The organism is Pyrobaculum ferrireducens, from assembly GCF_000234805.1.
Lineage (GTDB): Archaea > Thermoproteota > Thermoprotei > Thermoproteales > Thermoproteaceae > Pyrobaculum > Pyrobaculum ferrireducens.
Map to the genome: position 1 here is coordinate 2234112 of NC_016645.1, position 11636 is coordinate 2245747.

An 11636-nucleotide genomic window follows, 5' to 3' on the forward strand; every position below is an offset into this window, starting at 1 on the left:
GATATGCGGAGCGTCGTACACCCCTCCCGACTAAACATCAGACCTTTTTCCTGATTCAAGAAGAGCGTACGGCGCAGGGTCAGGTAAAATGCAGAGCGTTTTACGTCCTGCCTACACCGGCTTCTTCACCCACGACGGCGCCGGGCTGTAGCTTAGGCAGCCGGGAGGGCAACAGCTCGGCCACCCACATCCACCCCAAGCCCTCGTAGCATGTACCCCGCCCTCTCGCCTAGCAATCTGCCCCGCGGGGCCTCCCTCACCAGCGCCGGCGTCGCCTTTTCCAAAATACCCCCGCCGTGGGGGGCCAGGCGTTTGCAACTGCGGAGGTCGCCTCGTCGATGAGGGCTAGGGCTTCCCAGGTTCTTATCCTCCACCTCGGGCTGTCCCGGCAGCGCTCCGCCACGTAACGCGCCGCGGCCAGCGCCCTGGCCACTACATACGCCAGCCTCCCCACGTCAACCGGCCTGGGGGCGAGGCGCCTGATCCGCAGAGCCACGGAGAGGGGGTCTGAGAGGTTGCCTAGATAAACCGTGTCCCTCGGCCGCCACCCCAGCTTCACGTAGAGCCTCAACCCCAGAATCCACATGTAGCCAGAGACACCGCCGATATCAACCCTCCCTATGTATAGGTACATATGGCTCTGTACTGGCAACATGCGCCCTCAGCCACCCGCGCCTTCTGAGCCGCTGTCTCCAACACCCTCACTCCAACCCCAAACATACCCCCCTGGAATTCCGCACATTTAACCATTTTTACATGTCCAGAGCCCCGTTTACAAACATATAAACATGTGCACGGCGCGGCGAAGAACGGCGCTGGGTTTGGGCGTCTCTTAAGCATCCAGCCCGCCGCCACTGCGAAGAATGGCGTGCGGCTAAATCACACAGCGGAATATATGAATGTAAGGCGCTACCCAAAAGCGTCCACCGAAGAGACAAAAAACAGACGAAAAACTTAAAAACACACAAAAACCGCAAAAACCAGCCCCGGAAATCAAAAGATAGTTGAAACCTATTTGGAATTTGGGGGTTTATAAATGTTTCGCCCCTTACCCGGAAATCAAAAGATAGTTGAAACGCCCCGCGGAGGACCTCCGCGAGTCTCCTCAAGACGTGTCTGACCGGAAATCAAAAGATAGTTGAAACCTCCCCTTGGCGTTTTGTATCAGCTCCACGAGCCTCTTCACCCCGGAAATCAAAAGATAGTTGAAACCTAGCAACTTTGAACACGTCCATGAGCTTGGCCCACGCAACTGCCGGAAATCAAAAGATAGTTGAAACTCCCACCCTTTCCCCCTTCTTCTCGTGGACTGCGTTAAGCTTCTCCGGAAATCAAAAGATAGTTGAAACTGATGGTGGTGTAGCTCATATGAGCACCCACACCTCCCTCTGCCTCCGGAAATCAAAAGATAGTTGAAACACAAATGTCGGGGTCCGGGGGGGCCTGGGTTTGTCAAGCCGGAAATCAAAAGATAGTTGAAACTCTGGGCATGTGCTCCCGTGGCTCCGCGGTTTAAAAATCCGACCGGAAATCAAAAGATAGTTGAAACTACGTAGCCAGGGACCCGTCCTCAAGCTGATCTGTGAACGTGATCCGGAAATCAAAAGATAGTTGAAACTGGATCGGTCTAGAGAACGGTAAAGCTGGCGGTAATATGCTCACACCGGAAATCAAAAGATAGTTGAAACGCGAGGCGGTTCGCAGGCGCGGCGCGGGCGGCGCACTGTGGGGACCAGAAATCAAAAGATAGATGAAACTCTACTAATGCCGAGCTGATAGACACACGCCATACATTAATTCACAATTTGGGGATGTGTTTCTACGGTCATGGGCAAGCCGGCGCCCGCCCCGCCTCCCGCGAGGGCTCCGGGAGGCGACGCTGTGTATAATCCGCGCCTGCCGAAGGGGCGGCCCCGCCCGGGCGCGCCACAGCGCCCGCCCGGGCCCCGCGCCCCCCTCCCCGAGACGCCCGGAGAGTAGAAGGGGGGTATAGTTCCACTAGGTAGCCGAATTCGTCAATGACCAGACGCGGCCTGTCCACCTCCTTAGCAAAGTAGATCGGGGCTCCCCCAGGCCTCCCGGCTCGACTTTTCTAGAAACTCCGCTATGCATGTAGAGGTTATCCCTCACCGAAGTCAAGAAGTAGAGACACCTCTTCCCCTCTATAAACCGCCTTAAAATCTCCGTCTTCCCCACATGCTGTACAACACCAACAGTTCAGCCCTCCCAGACCGCTACCTCTCCTCAAGCCACGCCAGTTCTCTCCCTATTCACATTTATCAAGAATTATACCCGAGATGCGAAATCTTTGAACTGGGGTTTGAGAGGAGTGGGTCAGCTCTTCCCATCTTCGCCACGTATCCGCCTGCAGCCGCTTCACATCACCGTATCTACAATCTTTGCTATCTAAAATATCTCTTTGTAGGTGTCTATGAGGCGGCGGTGCCAGTTTTCGAACTCCTCCCGAGTCGCGACGTGGAGCTCAAACACCCCCGCGCCCCCAACTCTTTCGGTTATGTGTAGAATCATCTCCACGGCGCGCCTCGCCTCCCCGCCGTAGGCATCGGACACGATAAGTATGTCAACATCGCTGTCGGGCCTCGGCGTCCCCCGGGCATAGCTACCAAATAGATAGACCCTGGCGTCTGGGTCCAGCTCCCTCGCCGCGTCTCTAACCCTCCTGAGGTACTCCTCGAGATTCTCCACAATGCGCCTCCTCTCCTCCGCCCGGCGTCTCAACAATTCTATAAACTCTCTAGACATTTGAAAACAGCCAGCGCTTCCTCTGCAAATTTCAACGCCTCCTCGCAGTCCCCCCTCCTAGCTCTAAAAGGAAGATAACGCGAGGAGATATAGGCATACTCCAGCAGAGCTAACACATACCTCCACTTAGTGAAAAGATGGACAAGGCCGCACCTATCTCCATAGATCTCCACTAACCTATCAGCCAAGCCACGCAGAAAATGAGTCTTTGGGAAGTCCCCCACCCTCTTATACAATAGGTGGAGTGTCTGTTCTGCATTAAATAAGGCTAATTCACAGAACCCCCTTTCAACGGCGAACTTAGCCTCTTCATAAAACTGCAAGGCGCGTTCTTTCAACACATCCACGCATCGCCCCGCCCCGGTAATAAAAGTTTTCTAGGCAACAAGATTTTAAAAAGCGGGTATCCCCCATTGTCGTGGAGTTTAGGGGCGAGTACTACCTCGTGCTTGAGGCTCTGGCCAAGGGCGGCAAGACGGCGGAGGAGGTGGCTAGGTCTGTGGATATGCCTCTACACGACGTGGAGGCGGTGCTCAACACCCTAATGGCCCACGGCCTCGTGGAGGCCCGGGAGAGGGGACTCATTCTGAAGAAGACTGCCTACTACCTCACCGAGAGGGGTTGGGAGGTGTTGTACAAGTGGCGGAGGGAGGTCAAGGAGCGGCTTGAAAAAGCCGCACATCTGAGAAAGGCCGGCGAAGTTCAGCGAGCCGATGAGGTGCTGGCCCCCGTCGAGCCGATACTCCCGGCCCTCCTGGCCATGGGCATTCTAGACCTCTGGCTTTACAGCGCCGCCCTGGGGGAGGGATATCCGGCGATTACGGACGAGGCTGTGGAGGAGGGCGCCGAAGCGGGCGGAGAATCTGGATGGGAGTCCTGGGGGGCAGATGAGGAGTTTTAGCCGTCTACAGACCTCTGTGAGCTCCGCTAGCTGTGCGGGGCCTTGAGCGCCGCCGGCAGGGCCTATGTCGAGGTGGTAGCTGCGGCGGCTCTGTGGTCCACCCTGGGCGTAGCCGCCCAATACGGCAGAGACTACATCTGGCTGGCTTTTTTGCGGTCTCTCGTAGCCGCCGTTATCTCCATAACGGTAGCTGGCTGGCCGACTCGGCGCGGCTTGGTGCCCGGCTTGCTTCTTGGAGGGCTCTTCACGGTTTACCCCCTCGCCGCTCTCCTGGCCGGCGTTGGTCCGGCGGCGTATCTTCTCTACACTGCCCCCCTCTGGACGACCACCTCCCTTGTGGCATTCGGAGAGAGGCCGACTCCGCGGGGCGCGGCTGGAGTGGCGCTGGTCCTCGCCGCAGTTGTGTTGATGATCTACGCATCTGCACGGGGTGAGCTCTCCCCGGTGGGCCTAGCCGCGGGGCTCGCCTCCAGCGCCTTGTACGGCCTCTACATTGCGGCGGCCCGCCTCATGGCTAGGAGGGGCTATGGAGCGGACGCCTCGTACGGCGCCATGCCCTACACGCTGGTCGTCACAACCCCGGCTCTGCTGGCGTCTCTCCACGCCACGGCAGCGCCGCCTGCCCCCCAGACGGCCCTGGCGGGGCTCTACATGGGTGTGCTGGGCACAGTGGTGCCCTACCGCCTATTCTCCTCCGCAGTCTCGAAGATAGAGGGATCTAGGGCCTCAGTAATCGCGTCGGTGGAGCCCGTGCTCGCCGCGTTGTGGGACTTCCTTCTGTTTGGACGTATTCCCGGCTTTATGACGGCGGCGGCATATATCCTCATCTCGACGGCCGCGGTGGTGGCGGCAAAGAAGTGATTTAAATCACCTCCCCCGGAGACCCCATGCTGAAGGTGGCCCACTCCCCAGACGCAGACGACGCCTATATGTTCTACGGCATTGCGACAGGCGCGGTGAAGATGCCCATGCCATTCGTAGAGTTTCTAAGCGACATCGAGACTCTCAACAGACTGGCTCTTGAGGAGTTGCTCGACGTGAGCGCCGTCAGCACACACGCCCTAGCCTACATCTGCGACAGGTACTACGTCATGTCGGTAGGCGCCTCCATGGGAGAGGGATACGGCCCCGTAGTCGTTACAGCGAAAGAGGGGGGCGAGATTAAGTACGTAGCGGTGCCGGGGCGCTACACCACCGCCGCCCTGCTCACAAAACTGGCGCTCCCCCACGTAAAGACTGTGGAAATACCCTTCGACAAGATAATAGACGCCGTAAGGGCAGGGGTCGTAGACGCGGGGGTCCTCATACACGAGGGACAGATAACCTACCAGCGCCTGGGGTTGAAGAAGGTAATTGACCTTGGCGAGTGGTGGAGGGAGGAGACCGGCCTTCCCACCCCCCTGGGGCTTGACGTGGTCAGAAAGGCACTGGGGCTCCAGACAGCGAAGGCCGTGGCTGAAGCCTTGTCCCAGTCTATTAAATATGCAGACGAAAACCGCGTTGAGGCGTTGAGATACGCACAGAAGTTCTCGCGGGGCCTCACTCTAGAAGAAACGGCGCGTTTCGTGGACATGTATGTAAATGCGTATACCCGCGACATGGGTCAGAGAGGCAGAGAGGCAGTGGAGGAGCTACTCATACGTGCACACAAGGCGGGACACGTCCCGGCATGTCATCCAGAATACATTTAAACAGCACCTAAACACAACACTGATAAGCCCACTAACCTGAGCAACACACCTTCAAGATTTATAACGTCGCGATCTGTAACGTTCGTGAGTCTCGACTGGGGTAGGCTTGAGGAGGTTGTGGAGAGGGCTGTTAGGAGGGCTAGGTCTGAGGAGCTTAGGGAAATGGCCGACGCCGTAAGGGCCCTAGCCGAGTACATGAAAACCGGCTTCCAAGAGACAAACAAAAGAATAGAAGAGCTAGGCAAGACAGTAGCAGAGCTAGCCAAGAGAGTTGAGGAACACGGCAGGCGGCTTGACGAGTTGACCAAGGCTGTGGCTGAGCTTAAGGTGGCTATGGGCTCCCTTGGCCGTAGGTGGGGCCGGGATTTGGAGCGTACTGTTCTCGAAATTTACCGCGACGCTCTTGAGAAGAGGGGGGTTGAGCCCGGCCGTGTGGAAAAATTCGTCTACACCGACGTAGACGGCCGCTATCTGAAGCCGGGGGCGAGGATCGAGGTCGACGTCTATATCCACGACGGGAGGACTTATCTCTTGGAGGTGAAGTCGCATGCAGAGCTTGAAGACGTTGAGTGGTTCGCCCAAAAGGCCGGGGCGGTGGAGAAGATACTCGGCAGAAAGGCAGACCGCCTCATAATCGTGGCGGTGAATATAGACAAAGAGGCGCTGGAGAGGGCGGCGCAACTGGGAATAGACGCGGTGTACGGCGCCGTTATTGAATAATCTATCTTGGCTTTAAGATCTGCCCATTGCCTAGGGTTGGCGATGAAGTGGGGGCTATCGCTGTTTGGTGGCGTAGAGGCGTTGGGGGGGGTTGGGTGCTACAGCGTTGAAGCTGGTTGCTGGGCCGCCGATGGAGCGTGTGGGATCGATGCCGGTTCCAAAAATATATAGTGGGGCACTTCCAGCGTCGTGATTTTTGATATTGTTAAGGGTGAGATTGAGAAAGCGCGAGCGGCGAGGCATAGAAGGCTTTTAGTGCTTGTAGGCTCTGACGATAGGAGGCTGGCGGAGGCCGTGGGAGAGGCGCTGAGGGGCTTTGAGGCGGCTGGCGGCGGGGGCACTGGGCTCTACATGTTCCAGCCGGAGTTCGCCGACGCAAATAAGCGGATGAACTACGTTAGAGACGTGCTGGGGGGGACGGGTCTGGAGGTGGAGTTCAGGCCATATAAAGACACGCCGAGGCTCCTCGGGACGACTTACGACTTCGCAGTCCTGGACTTGGTAAACGACTTGAAGCCTAATGACGTGGGGAGGCTGGGCGGCGTGGTTAGAGGCGGGGGGTTGTACGTGCTAATGGTGCCGCCGCTTGAGGTGTGGCGGAGGTACGTCACCAAGTTCCAATCCACCTTGCTGGTGCCGCAGTTTACCCCCAGCGACATTAGACACAGATTAAAGGAGAGGTTCTGGCGGAGCCTCTACACCCACAGAGGAATAATAGTATACGACGTAGATCGCGGGGAGTTGCTTAAATCATCGGGCATAGAGGAGGTGGAGCCGTATGAACCTAAGAAGCCGGCGCCGCCCGAGAAGGCCGTCCTCCCTCTTAAGATCTACAAACTCGCCGCCACCCACGACCAGGTAGAGGTCTTGAAGCTCTTTGAGATTTTCTACCAGAGGCCTAAGAGGAAGCAGGTACTCGTAGTAATTGCCGACAGGGGGAGGGGCAAGAGCGCCGCGCTGGGGCTGGGGCTGGCCGGCATTGGCCACAAGCTGAGGAAGGCCAAGGCCAGGGTGCAGATCGTGGTTAGCGCCATGGAGTACGGCAACTTGGAGACGCTTCTAGAATTCGCGCTGAGGGGGCTGGAGGCCCTAGGCTACAAGCCCGGCGTTGAGAAGGAGGGGGGCGAGATACGGGCCATCAAGGCTAGAGGCATCTTCATCGACGTGGTGACGCCATACATGTTGCTCAAGCGGGAAAATGCCGATATAGTTGCCATCGACGAGGCCGCGGCGGTGCCCCTCCCCGTGCTGTACGCCGTGCATAGGAAATTCGACAAGCTGGTGTTCGCCACGACGATACACGGCTACGAAGGGGCGGGGCGCGGCTTCTCTATAAGGTTTTTGAAGTATCTAAGAGAGTCTAAAGACACCGACGTACACCTCTACGAAATGGAGGAGCCGATTAGGTACGGCAGGGGGGATCCCGTCGAGGAGTGGCTTTTCGACACCTTCCTCCTAAACGCCGAGCCCGCCAAGGTGGCGCCAGAAGATCTTGAGTACGTCAAGAGGAGGGAGGTGGTGTACCTAAAGGAGGAGGACATCATGAAGAGCGAGGAGCTTTTTAGACAGTTCTTCGGCATATACGTCCAGGCCCACTACCGCAACGAGCCCGACGACCTCGGGATGTTGCTAGATGCCCCCCACCACACCGCCCGCGCCCTCGCCCTCCCAAACGGGAAAGTCGTGGTGTCGGTAGAGCTGGCCTACGAGGGCGGGCTCGACGACCTTTCGATAGACCAGGCGCTGAGGGGGCTGAAGCTACCTGGCAATATTATACCTGATAGATTTCTCAAGTATTGGCGCCTCCCCGAATTCGCAAAGCTTAAGGGGTGGCGCATAGTGAGAATCGCCACACACCCAGAGCTACAGGACATGGGGCTCGGCACAATCATGTTGCAGAAGATCGAGGAGGAGGCTAGGGAGCTGGGCATGGACTACGTCGGCGTGGGCTTCGGCGTGTACGACCGGCTCTTGAAGTTCTGGGTGCGGAACGGCTACGTGCCGATTCACCTCTCCCCGGAGCGCAATCCCTCCTCAGGGGAGTACAGCGTCTTGCTTGTAAAGCCGCTGAACGATATGGCCGAGGCTTTTGTAAAGTACGCCAATGTGGAGTTTAGGCGCCGCCTCATTCACTCGCTCATGGGGCCCTACGCCGATCTCCTGCCCACAGAAGTTCAGTTACTTCTAGAGGACTGGGGATGGGACGTGGACGGGGCGCCCGCCTTATCTAAAAACCAGCTTGACAGACTCGTTGCCTATGCCTACGGCCCCATGACGTATGAAAATGTCACCGACGCCGTATATATGCTAGCCACGCAGTACTTCTACTCGTCGAAGAAGAGGAGGCCGACCCTCCCGGACGCCGCCGTGCGCATATTAATTAGCAAAGTGCTCCAGGCAAGGCCTTGGAAGGAGGCCGCCGAGGCCGCGGGAGTGAGGAGGGGAGATCTGATGCTTATTTTGAGAGAAGTGGTTAAAGTCCTGCTGTTTTACTACTACGGCGGCGAGTTTGAAGTACCCCTATTCGTCGTCGGCACGGTGAAGGGCAAGGACTAGGACGGGGAGCCCATCGCCACTGCAATTGCTAGGAATATAGCCAGGGCGCCGGCCATCTGTCTCGGGCTCAGCGGCTCTATCCCGGTGAATTTCGCGTAGAGCTGGGTAATGAGGGGCGACACGGAGACAAGTATTGTGGAGAGGGCTAAGCCAACCCTCTCTACTGAGAAGGCGAACAGCGCCGAGCCGAGGCCGAGGTCCAGGAGAGACGCCGCGGCGAAAAGCGGCGACTTGACAACCCTCAGCCTCCCCCTCGCCGCGAGGTAAAGCGCCATGAATAGACAGGCGGACAGCGCTCTGAGATAGGCAACTGCGGTGGGGTGCACGCCCTGCACGGCGGCAAGCTTTACGGCTGTCATCCCAAGAGACCACATAAACGCCGCCGCCGCGGCTGAGGCGACACCGGCAACGTTAACCCTAGCCTCGCCTCCCCTGGCCAGCAACCCGACCCCAAGCACCACCAGCAGAGAGGACACTATTAACATGGGGGTAACCCTCTCCCCCAGGAGTAGGGCGAAGTACTGAGCTATCACCACGTAGGTATATGTGATGGGAGCCGCCACCGAGCCGCCCACTCTGTGTATTGCATAGAAGTATACACTATCGCCTATGAACAACGTCAAGACGCCGCTCGCCACCGCCGCCCACACGCCGGCCGATGGCTTCGCAAGTATCAGGACAGGCCACATAAGAGCCGAGACGTAAAACAGGCGGGAGAAGTTCACCACAGCGGCGTCTAGAGACTCCATATGTCTCTTGTATAGGAAGATCACAAGAGCCCAGATGACCGCCGCCGTGAAGACGGCGGCCAGTCCCGCGACGTCCATTTAGAGCGGCTTAACGGGGGTAGAGGCGCCGCAGGCGAGACACCTCATTACGAATATCCTCCCCTCCCTCCTCAGCTCTGTATCTATGGAGTTGCATACTGGACACACCACGTAGTACCTAATAAAACGCTCGTACACGGCCTCCACAACCTTGGGAGACTTCTCGCCGTGAAGCGTAAAGACGTCCCCCTCTAGAGTCCCCGGCACCGCGAGCTCCTTCTGGAAAAACTTAGCAATAAAGTACACATCCCTGTTGAGCCTCTTAGCAATCTGCCCAAAGTTGAGGATTATCGTCTTCCGGGGCATGTTCTCCACCTCGATCTTCGGTATCTCCGCCCTGCGCTGTGCCTTAGGCGCCACCAGCTTGTACGCCCGATCTAGAAGAGCGACATACTCGCTATCCATGAAAGGGGAAATCTACACCATTTATAAAAATTATGAAAAACTACGCCGGCTTGAACCAATATGTAATGTAGTTCTCCCCCGGCCTCCTATCCACCACTAGCCTCATCTTCATGCCGGGCTTCAGGATTTTGGGATCGGTATCTACCCACGCAGTTATATTAAATCCATCCGGCATCTTGACAATACCAACAATGTAGTCTTTATGGTGAGAGAAGCTACCCGGCTTTACGTTAATCACAGTCCATGTAATTAACTCTCCCACTCCACTAACCTCACGCCACTCCACATCAGACGCCTTACACCTTGGACAGTCTATCTGCGGCGGGAAGTACTTAGCGCCGCATTTCCTACACTGTGTGTATAACAACTTGCCCTGTTGAAGCCCCTCTACAAATTTCTCTAGCTTATTCACCGAAAGCGTAAATCTAAGTCTCATCTCCCTCACATCTACCTACAACAACGCTCCACTTCTCGGATCTCTATAGACAGGCAACCCAGTAGATGAAATTAGCATATCTAACTGCTTCAATGACTCGCCATACATCTTCTCAAGGGTCTCAGTGACCGCCGCCACGACAGACCCAGCATATTTATAGAAACCCTCACCAGTCTTCCTACCAAGCTTACCCCCTTTCACCATTTGCAACAGCAAGGGATCCGGCGCGAAACCTCCCAACCCCATATTAACCCACTCTTCTAGGGCTTTTACTATGGTGTCTATGCCTAGTTCGTCTGCGTATTCCAGCGGCCCCTTAGGCCAGTTTAAACCAAGACGAACAGCCTTGTCAATATCTTCTCTAGTGGCGATACCCTCTCTAAGTAGGTAAGCCGCCTCATTCACCGTAGGGGCGAGCAACAACACATGGTTTATCTTGTCGCCAAGCTCCTTTGGTATATTTGGCCGCTCAAATTTACCCGGAGCTGGGTACTTGTAGAAACCCTCACCAGTCTTCACACCATACTTCTTCTGCTGACACTTCTCAGTGATTACGGGGCATGGATGGGTTTTGAAGCCTCGTTTCAACATGGCGTCGCCTATAAAACAGACTACGTCTATCCCAGTGTAGTCCATCAAGATAAAGGCGCCCATGGGCAACCCGGCTTTGTACATGAGGGCCGAGTCTATCTCCTGGACAGTGGCCTCCCCCCTCGCCACCATCCAGCACGCCGCCTCGTTTACCCTCGCCAAAATTCTGTTGACAATAAAACCAGGAACGTCCCTATTAACAACAACCGGCTCCTTGCCGAGCCTCCTCGCGTACTCCACAGCCCTATTAACCGTCTCACTGCTAGTATAGCCACTCCTAATTACTTCTACCAGTGGCATTAGTGGTGGTGGGTTGAAGAAATGCATTCCCACCACTCTTGGTCTTCTTTCTGGCTTCACTGCCTCGGCTATTTCTGTTATTGGAAGTGAGGAGGTGTTTGTGGCTAGTATAGCCTCCGGCGGCGCGCAACGATCAGCCTCAGCAAAAACTCTCTTCTTCACCTCAATATCCTCCACCACAGCCTCCACCACCACCTCAACCCCCTCAACAGCTCTACACACATCTCCCACTATGGGCTTAATTCTGGCAAGAATAGTTTGTATATCCTCCTTTAAGCGCCCTCTTTCCTTTATTTTTACCAGCGACTCCTCGATATTTCTCAACGCTTTACTTAGGATGTCTTGAGAAACATCTACGAGACTAACCTCGTAGCCAGCGATTGCGAAAAGCTCAGCAATGCCGTGGCCCATTGTCCCGGCGCCTATAACAGCTACCCGAGGCATAA

At 56.3% G+C, this 11636-nt stretch carries 13 protein-coding genes and 1 CRISPR repeat array; of the genes, 5 read left to right on the forward strand and 8 right to left on the reverse strand.

Annotated features, from left to right (window positions below; translation table 11 throughout):
- Positions 1-256: 256 nt before the first annotated feature.
- The 4 genes from P186_RS12520 to P186_RS12535 form a co-directional block, all read right to left on the reverse strand.
- On the reverse strand, positions 257-634 hold the full coding sequence (locus P186_RS12520; RefSeq protein WP_014289880.1) for a hypothetical protein: 378 nt from the start codon (positions 632-634) through the stop codon (positions 257-259).
- Between the two features lie 352 nt (positions 635-986).
- Positions 987-1757: direct repeats of the CRISPR family, unit length 25 nt; unit sequence CCGGAAATCAAAAGATAGTTGAAAC.
- Positions 1758-1998: 241 nt separating this feature from the next.
- On the reverse strand, positions 1999-2196 hold the full coding sequence (locus tag P186_RS12525; protein ID WP_014289883.1) for a hypothetical protein: 198 nt from the start codon (positions 2194-2196) through the stop codon (positions 1999-2001).
- 210 nt (positions 2197-2406) lie between these two features.
- Entirely contained in the window at positions 2407-2763 is a 357-nt protein-coding gene (locus P186_RS12530; RefSeq protein ID WP_014289884.1) for a nucleotidyltransferase domain-containing protein, read from the reverse strand.
- The gene (locus P186_RS12535) at positions 2745-3110 is read right to left on the reverse strand and encodes a HEPN domain-containing protein (RefSeq protein ID WP_014289885.1); all 366 of its coding nucleotides are present in this window, start codon (positions 3108-3110) and stop codon (positions 2745-2747) included. Before P186_RS12535 ends, P186_RS12530 begins: the two co-directional genes overlap by 19 nt.
- A gap of 71 nt (positions 3111-3181) precedes the next feature.
- Between P186_RS12535 and P186_RS12540 the strand changes: the two genes are divergently transcribed.
- From P186_RS12540 to P186_RS12560, 5 genes are all read left to right on the forward strand, one after another.
- Positions 3182-3664 (forward strand): helix-turn-helix domain-containing protein, encoded by a 483-nt coding sequence (locus P186_RS12540; protein WP_014289886.1) that lies wholly within the window; start codon positions 3182-3184, stop codon positions 3662-3664.
- Between the two features lie 42 nt (positions 3665-3706).
- Positions 3707-4525, forward strand: coding sequence for an EamA family transporter (locus P186_RS12545; protein ID WP_014289887.1), 819 nt, complete (start codon positions 3707-3709; stop codon positions 4523-4525).
- 26 nt (positions 4526-4551) lie between these two features.
- The gene (locus P186_RS12550; RefSeq protein ID WP_014289888.1) at positions 4552-5355 is read left to right on the forward strand and encodes an MqnA/MqnD/SBP family protein; all 804 of its coding nucleotides are present in this window, start codon (positions 4552-4554) and stop codon (positions 5353-5355) included.
- A gap of 84 nt (positions 5356-5439) precedes the next feature.
- Positions 5440-6075, forward strand: coding sequence for a PD-(D/E)XK nuclease family protein (locus tag P186_RS12555; protein ID WP_014289889.1), 636 nt, complete (start codon positions 5440-5442; stop codon positions 6073-6075).
- Between the two features lie 189 nt (positions 6076-6264).
- Positions 6265-8631, forward strand: coding sequence for a tRNA(Met) cytidine acetyltransferase TmcA (locus tag P186_RS12560; RefSeq protein ID WP_014289890.1), 2367 nt, complete (start codon positions 6265-6267; stop codon positions 8629-8631).
- Here P186_RS12560 and P186_RS12565 read toward each other — a convergent pair.
- From P186_RS12565 to P186_RS12575, 4 genes are read right to left on the reverse strand one after another with little or no spacing between them, the layout of a single operon-like run.
- Complete coding sequence (locus P186_RS12565; RefSeq protein ID WP_014289891.1) at positions 8628-9458, reverse strand: DMT family transporter; 831 nt, start codon at positions 9456-9458, stop codon at positions 8628-8630. The two genes, P186_RS12560 and P186_RS12565, sit on opposite strands and share 4 nt — an antisense overlap.
- Complete coding sequence (locus P186_RS12570) at positions 9459-9863, reverse strand: translation initiation factor IF-2 subunit beta (RefSeq protein ID WP_014289892.1); 405 nt, start codon at positions 9861-9863, stop codon at positions 9459-9461.
- Between the two features lie 40 nt (positions 9864-9903).
- Positions 9904-10299 carry a Zn-ribbon domain-containing OB-fold protein gene (locus tag P186_RS14645; RefSeq protein ID WP_338050691.1) on the reverse strand — a complete coding sequence of 132 codons (396 nt, stop codon included), beginning with the start codon at positions 10297-10299 and terminating at the stop codon, positions 9904-9906.
- Positions 10300-10314: 15 nt separating this feature from the next.
- A complete protein-coding gene (locus tag P186_RS12575) occupies positions 10315-11634 on the reverse strand; it encodes a 3-hydroxyacyl-CoA dehydrogenase (protein WP_476748450.1) in 1320 nt (439 codons plus the stop codon).
- Positions 11635-11636: the final 2 nt, after the last annotated feature.